The sequence below is a fragment of the Sphingomonas sp. LH128 genome (assembly GCF_000293195.2).
GTDB classification, from domain to species: Bacteria; Pseudomonadota; Alphaproteobacteria; order Sphingomonadales; family Sphingomonadaceae; genus Novosphingobium; species Novosphingobium resinovorum_A.
Window position 1 is genome coordinate 40,346 of the sequence record NZ_ALVC01000310.1, and the last position, 15,848, is coordinate 56,193.

Sequence of the window (15,848 nt, forward strand, 5' to 3'; positions counted from 1 at the left end):
GATGGAAATTCTTGCCCGCCCGACGAGTTTTGATGATCGCACCGGCCCCGATTTCTGGATCGACGAGGCTATCTGGGGACATCGTTTGTACGATGAGCAGACCCCGTGGCTGACATTTCTTGAGTTCATGACGGTGCTGCTTGCCGAGCACCGAGCGGGACGAGCATTGCGTGAGGACGCGCTCAACAGCCTGTCTTATCGACCGCAGCTTCAGCTACGGCTGCGTAACCTCGTTTTCAACAATCCGCACATCATGACCGTTCTGGCCGAGGATCGCGCTGACGACGCCGCCTGGAGCATTTGGCTCACCAAGATGGCAGAGTCCGCAGGCGGTATCGAAGAGCGGGATTTCTCCTATCTTCGCGAACGCTTCGAGACTTTCCAAGACTTCGCAGCGGTGATCAGCTTCCTGCAGGGGTCGGCGATCGAAGGATCGAGCAACAAGCGTTGGAGCTCGAAATTCGTTTTCCCGTTTGGGCCGAACGCGCTCTATGAGGACGCCAACGTCAATCCTCGCGGGGGCGTATCGAACGATCGACGCTTTTTCGCCCGAACAGGCGAGTTGCTCTACCTCATGCTTTGTAGGAGCAGGGATGCCGATGCGCTGCGCGGCCTGCTAATTTCGCGCTTTCTGGAAAATCCCGCACCTTATGATCGGATGGCGGCCGCGCTGCAGGGCGAGCCCCATTTCTCCAAGGTCGAGCGAGCGGGGGCCTATCTTCCCTGTTCAAGCCATAGCCTGTTCGACCGCCTGGCCGAGGATTGGCTTGCCATCCTTCAACTGCCGATTCCGGCCTATGACGCCATCCCGCATCTCGTGACGATGACGGGCCTGAACCTCATTCTTTACCAACTCGAGCGTGCGCGTGAGGTGTTGGAAAATGAGCCGGTGCAGCTGGTCTGCGAAATAGTATCGCCGAAGAAGTCGGTGGTGCGGGATCTTTCGGCCGATTCCTATCAACGCAACAATGGACTTCCCCAGCAGGCGGTGGAGCGCTTCGTAAGGCGCGTGGGAGAGACTGAGGAATGGGCAACGGCGCTTCGCTCCGATGAACCTGTCCTGCTCGCCGCGGACATTCTGAAGAAGAATTTCGGCTGGCCTGACACTGAGGAAGAGGAAGCGGCAACAGACCCACAGACCCTCATCAACCAACTCGCCGACAAGGGGATCAGCCGTCACAAGCAGCACATCGGTAAGATCCATATGAGCTGGGCAAGGGCGATAGGGCTGTCATCGCGGCGGTCTAGCCGGCGTGTGCGTTATGCGCCCACCGATCGGCTGCTCAAGACATTGGTCGCCTGCTGTGTCGAAAAGCGCTTGGAATTCAGAGATTTTCTCGCGCTTTTGCATGATCGCTACGGGATCGTCATCGGCGACGCCCAAGCGCGTACCTTTATCGAAAGCGGTGATGCCGATCAGGAGGATTTCTCCGATAATGCCCGGCGCCTGGAGGAGCGCCTTGCTAGCCTCGGGCTGCTGAAGCGTCTCTCCGATTCTTGCGCCTATGTCGAAAACCCGTTTCAGCGAGCCCAAGCCGCGTGACTCCATCAGATCTTATCGGTGCCGCTGGCGCCGCGTCAATTCGCCAGCGCCTTGCCAATCTTGCCGATGCCGAGGGCGTCGCGCGCTATCTTCTGGACCGCCTGACGGGAGAGCAGGTCGCGGCGATCACGCGCGCACTCCTTGAGGATCCTGCGACCGATGCCCTGCTCAAGATTGCGTTGCCGCGTACTTTGATCGGCAACTTTGAGCTTCCGGCTCACGTCGTGACCGACGAACGCACGGTCGCGATCCGCCACGCGGATTGCGATCGTCCAGCTCTTCTCATCGCGAACACCGACGACGACCAGGGCGCATCGCTCGGCGACGTGACGCTCATCGGCGCAAAGCAGCTGACCGAGGACGCGGAGCCGTGGGTGGAAGCCGCTGCCGCCGGGCTTGGGCTTCCCGACAGCCAGATCGGCGCGTGGAAAGCCGCCCTCAAAGGTCTGAATGCGGCCGACGATTGGACGCTCCATCAGATCTCGAATTATGTGGCTCTGACACGCGAGCGGATCGCGGCAGAATCGGCCGCGGTTCCGGACGCCTTGGGATGGGCTTTACCCGCGCTGCACCTGCCGCGCGACAGTGGCTATTTTCTCGCGATCCGCGACAAGGAGCTTGAGCAGGCGCGACGCTGGAAGCGCCTATTTGAAAAGCTCGTATCGGATCGAAAACCGCTCCTCGCCAAGCAGAAGCCCAATCGCCAGATTATCGAGAGCGATGAACTGCGGTCGCAGTTCGAGGCTGTGCAGGAAGATATTCCGGCGGAGGTTCATAGTGCGATCGAGGACTTCATAGCCTCCACTCCGGGGTGGAACGAGGCCGCCGATGCGCTGTCGCAATTTGAATGGGAATCCCAGAGTGTCCTCCAGCTGTTTTCTGGCATCAAGCTCAAGAAGACCACCCTGCCGCAGGAAACGCTGGCCTTTTTCGAATTCACGCTGCCAGATAGGCTGAGCCGATCCGACCTCGACTATCTCGAGGCGCTGAAGGGGCGCTCACTCAAGGAAACGCGCGATGATGATCGCGACTTCTTCGAGGCGCATCGCGACGATCTGGGCCAGGACAAGGCGCTGCGGGTCAAGTGGGAACGTTTCATCTTTGGGCGCCCAATCGAGTGCAACGATTTCCTTGAGGGCTTGCTACGCGCTTTCGAGCGCCTGTTTGGGCAGGTGAACCTCGCAGCGGGCAAACGCACCCTCAAGATTCGCGCCGCGCGAAAAAGCCGTTCGCAGCTCCTCGATATCAATGCCGACGTGGGTCTCGCTTTCGGCCTTCGCTATCGCGGACTACCGGCGCTGACTGGAACCGCGGTCGAATGGGAAGTGCCCTATCTCTTCGACTATGAGGAACTTCTCGACCGCGCGAAAAAGCGCAAGAAGTATCGGCGCAATGAGTCCACCTCGCGGGCGGCGCTACAGATCAAGTTCGACGTCATCCTTGAATGCGGATCGGAGCGGGCGACCGTTCAGCTGATCTGGATTGCGCAGCCCAATGCGATCGGACTGGAGTTGCCCAAGGATCTTGGTCGTCTCGTCAAGCGCCCGATGACCCGCAGCAGCGTCGCGCGTTTGCCGGTCAGCCGTAAGGGTGCTCTGCAATCGGTCTCGCTTGGAGACGTGGGAACACTCCAACCTGCTTTTGGGCAGGACGCGGGGTCGCTCATTCCCCGCACCACTCTTGGCGAGGATCTAGCCAAGGCCTTTCCCAAGGCGCTCAAGCTCGCGGGGCAGGGGGGGCGCATTGATCCGGCAGGTATCGCCGCGATCGAGGCCGCATGGTCTGAGTTTGCCGGAAAATATATCGAGGCCATTGCCGCCTTGCAGGTATCGGGCTTTGCCTCGCCCATATTCCTGGCACAGGCCGAAGCGTTCGGCAGTCTGCTGCGCACGCTTGCGCTTCACGCGCCAGGCGATCTCAATCGTCGTGATCTGTGGGAGCCGGTCCTGAGCTTGGGTGTGATCCCGGTGACCGGAAGCGCACCTTCGGCGATCGTGGCGGCCTGGCATCCGCTCCGGCTTGCCGCGGGAGCGATCCGAATGCGCTCGGTGGCAGGTCTGGCAGACTATCTCCTTTCCGATGTGGACGTGAATTTCGGAGATTCTCGCCTGTTCTTCTCTGATCTGCGCGATGAACTTGCCCATCCGCTCTATCCCGAAATCGCGGTAGGTTATGACGGTACGGAGCCCGTGCTGCTCTCCGAGACGGGGACGATCAACGATTACAGCCTGCTTGAGCGGCCGGTGCGCGATCCTTCGGAGGCGACGACTGACGTCGATCCCGGTGAGGCCTCACGACAAATCCGCGGGCTGCTGGAGCGCTATCTGGACCTCCAGCCGCATGAACGCTCAAATCTCAGCATCATGCTCTTTAATTGCGATGCGGCCGGACTTCCTCTCGCAACCGTAAACAGTCTGAGTTCGGTGCAGGACCAGGAAGAGGTGCATTGCAATGTTCTCGTTCGTCACCGCGATCGATCGCGCCTCTCGCGGGTCTATGGCGAGTTGCTCGACCGATCGGAGGGCGATCCCGATGCCGTTGTGGTGAGCGAGACCTCGCGCAACTTCATGTCCAAGCTGCGGATCGGCGTAATGCTCGACAGCGGCGCGCTCCGCCCCGGCAATGCCGCGCGCGAAATTGATGTAGCATTCCTGCATGATGTAGTGTCTCGCCAGGCGCGGGAGCAGTGGTTTGCGGTCCCCGCCGCGGAGACGAACCCATCCCTGCTAGAGCACGTGCCCGCCCGCTGGTCCTACCGGCGCGTGACGGCGGAAGATGAGCTGAAGGCAACGGTCTATCTCACCTGTCCGCGTCAGCCCGATGCTGGCTGGGCCTATGTCGATGCGGTGGCCAATGTGATCCGGCGCCAGGCCCACGGCAGCCAAGAGCATTACCTCCCTGCAAGACAGATTTCGTTCCAGGATTCAGGCCTCAAGGCGATGTTCGACGAGGTTCATGAGCTTGCCGAATGGGTCGCGACCTATGACGACCTTCTCGACAAGCGGCAGCTTGCGGCGCAGGGGATCAATGTCATCCGGTACCGGCGACAGCGGACCCATGGCCGCAACATGGTGGTTTCCTCCACGTCGGAGCTGCGCATTCTCAATGTCCTGGTGCGTCGCCGGCTGAACGAACTGTCGCTAGGTCTCGATGAGCATCGTCTCTCGAAACTGGCGCGACGGCTTATCGAGGATGCCAACTCGATTTCGGGTGATATCGTACTGCGGGCCGCGAAACGGGGCGTGTCCGCGGGGGAACTTATTGGCCTGGTTCTCAGCCGTGCCCTCGTTGCCGAGGAGCTCGGCGCCCAGCCTGCCGTCGCCTGGTTCCTGCTCGATGACTATGCCGAGTGGCTGGGGCAACGCGAGGAAGGGATCGCCGACATTCTGGGCTTGTGCCTGGTCGGAAGCGAGAGCGAAGGACCACGCCTCCGCGCAATCGTCACCGAAGCCAAGTATGTCGAGCAGAGCGGGTCGGCCGAAGCGAGCCGGAAGTCGCGGCAACAATTACGGCAGACAGTTGCGCGCATCGATGACGCGCTGTTCGGCGATCCGGGGCGACTGGATCGCGACCTCTGGCTTTCCCGCATTGCCGATCTCCTGCTCGACGGCAACGCCGCACTGGGTCAGGCCCACTTGCTGGAGCAAGTCCGGGACGGCATCCGGCGAGGTGGTGTGCCGATCGATTTACGCGGCTATTCCCACATTTTCATCACGGGACCGGCAACCGATGGCAGTTCGCTTGGTGAACAGGAGCGCATCACTGACGTGAGCGGGGGGCTCCAGGAGACCTTCTCGCGCGAAGGCCTGCGGCAGCTTCTCAAGGCCTATGAAGGCGGTCAGCCGCTAAAGCCAATCCGCGCTGGACTTGGTGAGGCAGATAGCTGGGATCGTCCCAGTTACCGTGACCCTGCTCCCCGCGTCGACTGGACCAAGGACGTCACGGCCGAACCCAAGGCGGCAATAGCGGCCCAGGTCGTGGCCCATGACTATGATGACGATGATTTCGAGGAAGAGGCGACGGCGTCTCCAGAACGTGTCGCGGCAGACCTAGTGCCGGCTGCGATTGAGGCGACAACGATCGATGTCGATGTCGATGGGCCCGGTCAGACGGCAGCGGCCGTTGCCGAGGTGGTCCCACAAAATCCAGCGCACATCCCGCCGGCGATCGACGCGCCGACCGGGGCAGTGGCGGCTGCGCGGATGGCACCGACAGCACCGGCAGGATCGACAACTTTTAGCGAACTCGTAGCGGCGCGCGCTGAACGCGCACAGGACGATTCTGCCGACGATCAGGCGTGGCTCGAAGCGACCTCACAGAGGCTGCGTTCCGCGCTTATGGGGTATAATCTTCAGGCCAAGGTTCTAGGGACGCGCCTGACGCCCAATGCGGCTCTCATCCGGTTCATGGGCAGTGATCGACTTCGGGTCGAAGACATCGAGGCGAAGCAATCGGCACTGCTTACCACGCACGGACTGCGTCTCATCTCGGTTTCGCCTCATCCCGGAGAGATTGTCGTCGGCGTGGCACGACCACAGCGGCAGATCGTGTCTCTATGGGATGTCTGGGGACGCCGGGAACTGAACCGCAACGCGGCGGGCGTGAATGCGTCGTTCGTGCTGGGCCTGAAGGAAATGGACGGAGAAATCCTTTATCTCAACCTGGGAGGACCCTTTGCCGGCGGGCAACAGCATGAGCCGCACACGCTCGTTGCCGGCGCGACCGGTTCGGGGAAGTCAGTCCTGATCCAGGCCCTGCTCCTTGATATCGCGGCGACCAATCCGAGTAGCTTGGCGCACATCCATCTCATCGATCCGAAAATGGGTGTAGACTACGCGGCGATTGAGCGACTGCCGCATCTGCAAGGCGGCGTGATCGTTGATCAGACGCGCGCGATCGAGGTGATGGAATCCCTCGTCGCCGAGATGGAGCGCCGCTACGAACAATTTCGTGTCGCCGGCGCGCGCGATATCCGGGCCTATAATACCAAGGTCGGTCCGGCAGAGCGTTTGCCCTACGTGTTTCTTGTCCATGACGAATTTGCCGAATGGATGCTCACCGACGACTATAAGACGGCCGTCACCTCGAATGTGTCGCGCCTGGGCGTGAAGGCGCGCGCGGCGGGCATGCATCTTATCTTTGCAGCGCAGCGTCCGGACGCCAACGTCATGCCGATGCAGCTGCGCGATAATCTCGGCAATAGGCTCATTCTGAAAGTTGCAAGCGTTGGAACTTCCGAGATCGCCTTGGGGGTCAAAGGGGCGGAGCAACTGCTCGGTCTGGGGCATCTTGCAGCGCGGCTGAGCGGCGAGCCGGCGATCATCTATGCGCAGGCCCCTTTCCTTTCGGACGAAGATATAGATGCCGCGGTGGATGCCATTATCCGCAGCGAGAACCAGACCGCATAGGGATCGCGCAAAGCTCGACGCGCTTGGAGACTATACAAGCGCGTCGGCTGCTTTCCCCTGTTTCTCGCGGCAACGGCCATTGTGCTTTTAGACGCTCGGTTCACTTATGGCAGATCACACAACTGCTCGAACCCTCATCGACACCATAAATATCATCCAAAGTGGGAGCAGGTTTGGCGGATAGAGGATTGACGCGGCGGTTGCGCAACAGGCGCTCACGCCGCTTTTGATAGTCGTCCTTGATCTGATCGACGCGTTTCGGTTCGATCAGTTCGGTCAAACTCTCCCCCTGCGTCCAGGTAAAGGGAGAACCGTCCCGCAACGCGGTTTTTTCATAGTCGACCGCTTCCTGGAACCGGGCGGGATGCTCCTCGAAAAGGCGAACCCATTCGATCTTTTGCTGGAAGAAGCAAAAGGTACAGCCGGATCGCGAGCGCCACTGATAATATTCGGGTTCGCCGACGTCTGAGTGCTGGAGGATTTCAAGCACGCCAGCGCGATCTATACCAGCGTCGCGCAACGGCAGGTGAACCCGCATATTGGGATGGGTAGCTTGATAACCTTCCCGGCTCGGCTCATCCGCGCGAATAGCTACATAGGAATGGACGATCGTGCCCGCATCGAGATCTTGGCGGAGCCAATGCTCAAGCGGGCGAAGCTTGAGCTGGCGCGTGCACCAGCGCGTGCGGGGCGACGGCAGGAAATTGCCATATTCCTTGAGCCAGAAGTCGAAGTCGCGATCGGGATTGAGCCGCGCGATCGAACGCCCGAGAAAACCCTCAAGCTTGTCGAGGAACTTGTAGACTTCGGGAAGTTCCTTGCCCGTATCGGTGAAGAAATATTCAAGTGGCAGATCGGAATGATGCTGGCGCATATAGACGGCAAGGGCCGCGCTATCGCGGCCGCCCGAGAGGCCGAGGATGTGTCGTTCCTTGGTCATGCCGCTTCCACTTCGTCATCGGCTTCGGCAGCAAGCATTGCCACCGCGCGCGCGAGCGCTGCGAGCCTCAGGCGGCCCGATTTGTCATCGGATCGCAGTTCGGCAACAACGCGATCCGCAAGGGTCGCAGCGGCTTTCTTTTCCTTCTCGCTCAACACAAAACTGCGCATCAGGGGCGGAGTCTTAGGGTCAAGGCCGACCACAAGCGCGAGCGCCTCAGTGTGGGATTGCCGGTCACGCACCACGGCAAGAGCCTCGAGCTCGCGGAAGCGGCGGCCAAAGCGAGCGATCCCGGTCAGTGCCTCTTCCCGATCGCGGTCCGACCAGTTGCGTGCGGGCTTGTGGAGCAGGACGCTGACCAGGCTCTCAAGATCGCCGGTTCCCTGCTCGATCGCTCCGGCACGATCAGCGAAGGCATCGAAGGCATAATCGTTGGTGAGACCCTTGATCGTGGCGGCGCGCTCCGAAATGCCACCAAAGCTTTCGATATCAATGCCAAGGGCACGGGCAAGCGCTTGGCGCAATTCCGTCAGCAACTCAGGGTAGCTGGCCTCGCATGCAAGGAGCCCTTGATAAACGAGTTCAGGGGAAAGCCGTTGGCCGAAAGCCTCTGGCAAGGCATCGAACAGCAGCGCCTCGGGATCCTCCGCCTTCGTCACGACGGCACGGACTTTGCGTGCATCGTCTGCCAATCGCTGGGTGCGTAAGGCATAATCCGGCAACGCCTCGAAGCGCTGGAACAGCGCAGCCGCAACGGGAAGGGAACCTTCGCTTGACGCCGTGCCGAGGAGTTCTCCCAGACCGCTGAGGAATGCAGTCTCCCGCACCGAACGGTCAATTCGCCGCAGACGGAAGTCGGCGGGCCGCTGTAGCAGCTTGTCGACAACCACGTCGTTGATGGCGGTCTGGTAGACCCCGTCAATATAGATGGCGACGCTGTCCCGACGGGCGAGCATATAGGCAAGCGCCAGGACGGGCATGACGCCCGCCTTAAGGCCGTAAGGAGCTCGTGCCCACTGGCTGAATACTGTGTCGAGTCCCTCTGAGCCAGCGGCGTCGATCAGGTCCCAGGCAGGCTGAAGCGAGCGGCCTTCCGGACTGTCATCGGGATCGTAAAAAGCATAGTTGCCCGCAGGCGTCTGCCGATGGAGTCCGAACGGCTTGAGGACCGTCAGATATAGCCCGAGCTCTGCCGGGTAGCCCGTTATACCCAAATCGGCTTCCGCGGAGCGGCTGACCATTGCGTGTGCAAGGTCGCGCAGCGCGGCCATGGCGTTTGATGAGGGCTTGTCGCGCTGCAGCAGCTCGCTCTTGAGGATCGGTGCTGAGGGATACCCAGCGTCGGCCAGCGCGCTTGCAACGACGGCGAGTGGTTCGCGCAGCCCCTTCGCTGGCGCGGGCGCGAGGAACCAGCGCGCGGTCTCGAGAGCGGCTTCGAGACTGCGATGGAGTTCATCGACGCAAAGGGACTGGCGCGCTGCGATCTCGCGCCGCGCAATCCTGTCGCCCTCAAGTTGTGGGTGGTCGCGAACGACTCTCTCGACCGCGAGCAGTTCCGAGGCGGACGATCGGAGGGCGAAACTGTCCGCGGCAGCTCCGACCGCGATTACTCGGCCTTTCCGTTTCAGGAGCTTTGCGGTCGCTTTTGCCAAGACATCAAGCTCGGCAGGCTGCACCGAACCATCGCCGAGGATCAGGACCAAAAGGCCACTACCTCGTTCGCTGCGGGCCAGAAGCGCGGTGGAGAGAGACTGCGCGCTCTCGTCGGCTCCAACGATATGGAGAGCGATCTCGAACGTACGTAGAGCGCCGGTGAGGAAATAATGCCGCTTCGCGGTTGCAAATCCAAACCCTGCGCGCTGGGGGATGGGATCGAGCTGCCGGTTGTCGATCGGCATGATCGCGCGGCTGACGGCATCTTCCAGATCGAAATCGCTGCCAGCAAACAGGGCGTACCCGCCGAGACGGGGTTGGCGGATGAGAACAGCCCAGTCGAGGAGATCCTTGATCGCGGCTTCCCGCTCGGCCTCTGCTGCCATGGGATGGGCCGCGGTCAGAAAATCGTCGGCAAGGGCAACGCCTGAGCCATTGCGGAAGAATTCGATGACGGCGGCGGACTTTGTCAATGCTACGTGCAGCGGCCCACCCTTGGCGCTGGCGCGTTCGATGGCCTCAAAGGCAAGGCTAAAGCGACTACCATCGGGGCCGCTGGCAAGCGCCATACCGAAGTTGGCAGAAAGATAGTCCCAAAGCATCGAGGGATCATACGTCCCTGCTCCAACCTTGGTGGCTGTGAGGAACTGCTGAAAACCGGCAGGTTCGGCCGAACTCAGAAAGCCGAACACGCTGCGCTCGTTCTGCGCGAAGCGCGCGCGAGAAACGGGTCCGAGAAGCAGGGCGGTCACAGGATTGAGGGGCCATGTGTCCGCCAGGGCCTGCGCGAGACTGGCGATTTCGGTAGGCCGGCGCTGAGCGACGGCCGTCGCGACGTGACCGGCATTCTCGAGGGCTTCGGCCGGCGGCGTGCTCGCGATCGCGCGGCCAAGCAGGGCAACGGTCTCGTCCGCACCACTGAGAAACGCGATGTCCTGATAGCGACCCTGGACCTTTGCCCATTCCTGGCGGGCATCGCGTGCAGCGCGCGCGGCATATTGTTCAAAAGACTGGTGAAGAATGCCGATGACGACCAAACGGCCGTCGCTACGTGACGCGCGCTCGGCGAGATCCTGCAGGAGATGGACATCGCCGCCCTCGAGCGCCTCATGCTCAAGCATCTTGCCAAGCTCGTCGAGGATCAGGAGCGTCCCGCTGCTGCGCGGCGCTGGGCCAGACAGGAGCGCTTCAATCAGGCGGTCATCGCTGGAGCCATGACGGTTTCGGGCTTGCTCGTCCCAGCCAAAGCTGCTTGCGGCTGCTTCGGCGATTGCCTCTCGCAAGCGTACCCGCCCACCTGTAACCGCGACGACTTTCCAGTCACCACCACGCTTGGGAAAAGCTTTGGCATAAAGCTCGCTCAGCGCCTCGCCCGCGATCTCCCGCGCGATCTTACGGTTCGCTTTGGGCCCCGCGACGAGGTTGGCGAGGAGAAGCGCCGCACTTGACTTGCCGCCGCCGTAAGGGCCGGTCCAGGTGAATGCACCCTGTTGGCTCTCGATCTGGCTCTCAGCAAGTTGCGTTAGCGCCTTGCGGACCGTCGCCTGGAGCACGTAGCCCACAAGTGGCGGAGTACCGTTGAGGTCCGCATCCAGGCGCGCGGAACGCGCGAAGCGGCGATCGATAGCGACATGCGCTGCGAGCGACTTCATGCCGCGACCTTCCAGCCCGGAGCAGCGCTATACGCCGCGGGGACCAGTCGCCTAGCGTCGATTTCCTCAATTTTCTGCACCTGTCGCAAACCTGCGGTATCGACCCACTGCCAGGCGCCTTCAGTCACATCGTCAATGCGCATCAGGCGCGTGATGACGCTGTCCTCATCAAGTTTGAACACGCGCCCAGGCGAGCCTGGCGCGTAGCAGATCTGCTCGGCCGTGAGCGTGGTCGCGCCGCCGGACCGGTCCCAGAATGTTCCCAGGGCATAGGCGAAGATTGCATCATGCAGGGTGGGCTTGGGGCCGCGAACAAATTCATACCAGCCACCAAGACGGGCTTCGCGGATGAGAGCGAGCTCGGCGAGGAGCGGCTCGGCCGCGTCTTCGCTGAATGTCTCCCCCTTGCGCACGTAGCTGCGCAGAAAAACTTCGATGTCGCGCTTCAATGTGCCGCGGGTTGCGCGCCAGCCTTGCGCTGCAACTAGCGCGCTGATTTCCTCCAGGAGATTGGTCGGATCGAACTCGATCGCGTTGAGCACGTTGAACGCGTAAAAGGCTGTGGTCGCCTTGGTCTGGACACTCGCAATATGCCAGTGCACGAGCCAGATCGTTGCCGCCTGCTCGAGGAAGGGATCGAGCCCGTCATCAGCAAGAATGGCATGGCCCAGCGTGGTGGGGCGGATGATCCGATCCGCCTCGTCGAAAAGTCCCGAGGCATTCGCCCAGTAGCGCATCGAATTCGCCATGTTGCGCCCGACGCCGAAGCGGGCAATGGCTTCCTGTTCCTGGAATGTTCCTATAGGGGCTTCCGCGCCGACTGCGTCGTATGCCTTCTTCAACCACAGCAGTCGGAGCGGGAACGTCTCGTGTCCCGTGAACTGCACCTTCGAATCAATTTTCAAACCATCCCTAGCCATGCGAAAACGCTACTGGCGAACCTCTCCAGTAGCAAGGGCACATCGCGAGGCAGCAGCGACAATATGATCCGTCGCCGAAAGAATTTCCTCTTCGGTATTGTAGCGATTGCAGAAAACGCGGATCACAGATCGTGCTTCCTGCTCGGAAAGTCCAATGGCTTCAAGAACATGGGATATTCTGATCTGGCCGGACGTGCAAGCTGAGCCTGTCGAAATCGCTACCTGCGAGCCAAGCAGCGCGCTCAGGGTGTCGCCGTCCATCCCGGCGATCGCAATCGCGGCGCCGCCCGGGACTCTGTCGGCGTCGCCGCTCACGAGTGTAACGCGTAGCTGGCGTTCGCGCAGACTATCGAGAAGGCGTGAAAGCAGGCGTTCGCCATGGAAGGGATCCGTACCGAGCGCCGAATGCGCGAGCCGCGCAGCTTCTGCGAACCCGGCAATAAGAGCAACAGGCTCAGTACCCGATCGCAGGCCATTTTGCTGGTTGCCGCCGACCAACAGAGCATCGGGCTTCACGGCGCCGGCGGAGACATACAGCGCGCCGATCCCCATGGGGCCGTAGCATTTATGCGCAGAAAGGCTGAGATAGTCGACGTCGAGATCGAACACGTCGACCGGGATCTTTCCGAGAGCTTGCGCGGCGTCACAATGAATAGATCCGCCCGCCTCATGAATGATCGCTGCCGCTTCACCGACAGGTTGGATCGTGCCGAGCTCGTTGTTCACGAGCATGAACGAGGCGAGCAATATATCGCTGCCGGCAAGCGCGCGAAGAGCTTCGAGATCAATCGTGCCGGTGGGGGTTACAGGCACGATGGTAACGCTGCAGCCTTCAGCTTCTAGACTACGGACGGGTTCGATCACCGCCTTGTGCTCGATTGCCGACATCAGGATGCGACGCCGTCCTGGATGGATACGGGCGAGCGCGCGCGCTGCGCCGATGACCGCGAGATTGTTCGCCTCGGTCGCACCTGAAGTGAAGATGATCTCATCAGGCGCGGCGCCGATCAGGGCGGAGATCGCCGCTCTGCCATCCGCAATGATCCGGGCGGCCCGCTCTCCCGCAGCATTAGGCGAACCCGCATTACCTGGCCTCGACCACGCGTCGAGGATCGCCGCTTGTGCCTCGGGCGCAAGGGGAAGCGTGGCAAAGCCATCAAGATAGATAGGATCGTTCATTCAGGCCGGTCTTAGTCCATTTTGGCGCTGGCGACGCATGAAAGTCTCGAAAGCGACAGTATCGGAACGAACAGAGAACATCAACCGGCCGGCAATTTTCTCCCCGCAATTTATGATGGATGACGCAGAAGAAGCGCTTGGCTACTGGGTAGATCTCGCCGCAGCGGGATAATGGGGAAGGGGAACCCGGATTTGCCGATGAATATCTCGCAAATTTTCAGCGCCGAATCCGAGAGCGTTCATGATTTTCTGACACGGGAGGGGCAGGGTTGCTTCATTCCTGCCTACCAGCGTGGCTATGCGTGGGACAGTGGTCATGTCGGACGCTTGCTCGAGGATGCGACGCTCGGACTTGAACGGCTGATCAGCGATAGCTCTTCAGTGCGATTTCTGGGCTCTATCATCACGGTGCGCGGCAATGCCTTGGTGGCGGCGGCACCGCCATTCGACCGAGAACTTCCCCGCCACGTGATGACGATCATCGACGGCCAGCAGCGGCTCTGTACGATCGTCATCCTCAACATCATTTTCCACGAGCGCTTGCGCCGTCTTGTCCGATCGATGGAGGATGCCGACGAAGCGGGCGTCGTAGCACTGAGGGACGATGCCGCCGATTTCCTCGATGACCTCGCCAAGACGATCCGCTTCGAACGGTCGCGATTACCGGATCTCCATCGCTTCTACCCGCGCATTGTGCGCGCGATAGACGACAGTTGGTCACGAAACGCAGTGACCGCCCGCTACGAGTCCCCCATTGCCCGCGCAATCTGGAGCTATGTCGAACATATCCAGGACGATGAAGCCGGAGAATTTGAATATACCGGAACTGACGCTGATGGTGACATCCTCGAAGGTCATGAGGCGCTCGTCGACGCGATGGCAAACCTCGCCGAACAGGTCGACCAGCTTGCCGCGGACCAGCATGCGATCCTGTCTCTGCCGCCAGTTGATGCCTTGATCGCGGGGGCTTCGCATGTGCTTGCGGAATTGTGGCCGCACGTCTTGTCGGCCCCGGCACGTGCCTTCCTGTTGGGAGATGACGACGAACCGTTTTTTGTCGAGGCGACCCAAACGATGCGCCTCTTGGCGCTGGCACGCTACGTGAACCTCAGGATGGCCGCGACGGTGATCGATGCGAGCAACGAAGATTATGCCTTTGATATGTTCGAATCGCTAAACACCACGGGGCAGCCGCTTACCGCGTTCGAAACGTTCAAACCCAAGGTTGTCGAATCCGAGACGCCGGCCGCTTACCCGGCATCCCCATCCAAGGTTTCGATCGACAAGGTTCAGCAGTTCCTGGATCGGTTCAAGAATGCGGAGCAGCGGCTCGGAGCGACCGCTTCCCTTCTCATTCCGTTTGCCCTCGCCGAGAACGGTCATCGCCTGGAAAAACATCTCAGTCACCAGAGACGTTATCTTCGAGACCAATACGCGGCGGCAAACACCCGAAATGCCAAGCGGAACTTCGTGAAGCATCTGGCCACTACTTCGGATTTCGTAAGTTCGGCGTGGCGCCCCCACGGCCGGCGTGCCCCGCAACTCCTTCCTGACCCAGCGCGTTCGGATGACGTAGCTGAATTCTGTTTCGAGGTCTTGCGGGCGATCCGGCACGAAATTGTTTTGGCGCCGTTATCGCGCTTCTACGCCGCCTTTTGTGACGCCGCCCCTGCCGGCCGCGACCGGGCGGCGGAAGAGTTCTTTGGGGCGATCAAGGCCGTAACGGCCTTTTCGATGCTGTGGCGAGCTGCGAAGGGCGGGACAGCCAACATCGACAGCGTCTATAGGGAACTGATGGCGCGAGGCATCGGTGGGGGCGCAGCCTTGGGGCGGCAGAATGGCGGGGCAGTCTCGCTTGCTAATCTGCGCGCGGCGCTCCTGGCGAAGCTCGATGCAGAGCACCTCGATCGCGCGACATGGGTTGCCGACACGAGTGTATCTGCGATCTACAAGACGGGCCAGTCGATTACGCGGTTTCTGCTACTGACGGCTTCGCACAATGCCGTTCCGGACGATGATGTGCCGGGGATGATTGTGCGAGGGCGTCGGGGTTCCAATCCACTTTTAAGTCGCTCCCAGTGGCTGGATGACGAAATGCTCACGGTCGAGCATGTCGCACCGGACGCCGCCCACAGTCCGGGTTGGCCAAGGGATGTTTATGCCGAGCGCCGGACGGTGCAGCGCCTTGGCAATTTCGTCCTCATTCCCGAGGTCGAGAATAACCTCCTCGCAAACAGGCCATGGGTCCAGAAGCGCATTCTCTATCGGGTGTTCGGGGCCGACACTGCGGCGAAGGCGAGGAGGGCGATTGCCGCAGGCCGGGAGTTCGGCTTCAATCCTGGCCGACGAGCGGAAGACCTCGTCGAGGAGTCGTCGGTTTTGCCGATGTGCCAGGCCATCAGCGCGTTCGAAGGTCCGTGGGACGAAGCGTTTATCGCGGCGCGCTCGGTCCGTCTGGCAGAATTGGCCTGGGACACTGTCCATCCTTGGTTGCAACCACCCCCGCCAAGACGTCGCGGTCGCCGCTAATGGGGCGAAGCGTCAGTCAGGACA

8 protein-coding genes are annotated in these 15,848 nt (G+C 61.1%); 4 read left to right on the forward strand and 4 right to left on the reverse strand.

Going from position 1 to position 15,848, the window contains the following annotated elements; genetic code table 11:
• Window position 1: 1 nt before the first annotated feature.
• The gene (locus tag LH128_RS22500) at window positions 2–1,543 is read left to right on the forward strand and encodes a hypothetical protein (protein WP_008831992.1); all 1,542 of its coding nucleotides are present in this window, start codon (window positions 2–4) and stop codon (window positions 1,541–1,543) included.
• Window positions 1,540–6,951, forward strand: a complete 5,412-nt coding sequence (locus LH128_RS22505) for an FtsK/SpoIIIE domain-containing protein (protein WP_008831993.1) — start codon at window positions 1,540–1,542, stop codon at window positions 6,949–6,951. The genes LH128_RS22500 and LH128_RS22505 overlap by 4 nt, the downstream gene beginning before the upstream one ends.
• A gap of 100 nt (window positions 6,952–7,051) precedes the next feature.
• On the opposite strand, the gene LH128_RS22510 is transcribed toward LH128_RS22505, so the two are convergent.
• The 4 genes from LH128_RS22510 to LH128_RS22525 are packed head-to-tail and all read right to left on the reverse strand — an operon-like array spanning window position 7,052 to window position 13,295.
• Window positions 7,052–7,891: a phosphoadenosine phosphosulfate reductase family protein gene (locus LH128_RS22510; protein WP_008831994.1), complete on the reverse strand. Its 840-nt coding sequence runs from the start codon at window positions 7,889–7,891 to the stop codon at window positions 7,052–7,054.
• Window positions 7,888–11,196, reverse strand: coding sequence for a hypothetical protein (locus LH128_RS22515; protein ID WP_037520888.1), 3,309 nt, complete (start codon window positions 11,194–11,196; stop codon window positions 7,888–7,890). Before LH128_RS22515 ends, LH128_RS22510 begins: the two co-directional genes overlap by 4 nt.
• On the reverse strand, window positions 11,193–12,116 hold the full coding sequence (locus tag LH128_RS22520; protein ID WP_037520891.1) for a DUF4007 family protein: 924 nt from the start codon (window positions 12,114–12,116) through the stop codon (window positions 11,193–11,195). Before LH128_RS22520 ends, LH128_RS22515 begins: the two co-directional genes overlap by 4 nt.
• A gap of 9 nt (window positions 12,117–12,125) precedes the next feature.
• Entirely contained in the window at window positions 12,126–13,295 is a 1,170-nt protein-coding gene (locus LH128_RS22525; protein ID WP_008831997.1) for a cysteine desulfurase family protein, read from the reverse strand.
• A gap of 37 nt (window positions 13,296–13,332) precedes the next feature.
• Between LH128_RS22525 and LH128_RS34725 the strand changes: the two genes are divergently transcribed.
• A complete protein-coding gene (locus LH128_RS34725; RefSeq protein WP_327195241.1) occupies window positions 13,333–13,467 on the forward strand; it encodes a hypothetical protein in 135 nt (44 codons plus the stop codon).
• A gap of 26 nt (window positions 13,468–13,493) precedes the next feature.
• On the forward strand, window positions 13,494–15,824 hold the full coding sequence (locus LH128_RS22530) for a DUF262 domain-containing protein (protein WP_172705144.1): 2,331 nt from the start codon (window positions 13,494–13,496) through the stop codon (window positions 15,822–15,824).
• The last annotated feature ends 24 nt before the right edge of the window (window positions 15,825–15,848 follow it).

Bases quoted from the DNA above. Each gene is read 5' to 3' on its own strand.
- LH128_RS22515 (WP_037520888.1), bottom strand. From the start codon at position 11,196: ATGAAGTCGCTCGCAGCGCATGTCGCTATCGATCGCCGCTTCGCGCGT.
- LH128_RS22510 (WP_008831994.1), bottom strand. From the start codon at position 7,891: ATGACCAAGGAACGACACATCCTCGGCCTCTCGGGCGGCCGCGATAGC.
- LH128_RS22500 (WP_008831992.1), top strand. From the start codon at position 2: ATGGAAATTCTTGCCCGCCCGACGAGTTTTGATGATCGCACCGGCCCC.
- LH128_RS22525 (WP_008831997.1), bottom strand. From the start codon at position 13,295: ATGAACGATCCTATCTATCTTGATGGCTTTGCCACGCTTCCCCTTGCG.
- LH128_RS34725 (WP_327195241.1), top strand. From the start codon at position 13,333: ATGAAAGTCTCGAAAGCGACAGTATCGGAACGAACAGAGAACATCAAC.
- LH128_RS22530 (WP_172705144.1), top strand. From the start codon at position 13,494: ATGAATATCTCGCAAATTTTCAGCGCCGAATCCGAGAGCGTTCATGAT.
- LH128_RS22520 (WP_037520891.1), bottom strand. From the start codon at position 12,116: ATGGCTAGGGATGGTTTGAAAATTGATTCGAAGGTGCAGTTCACGGGA.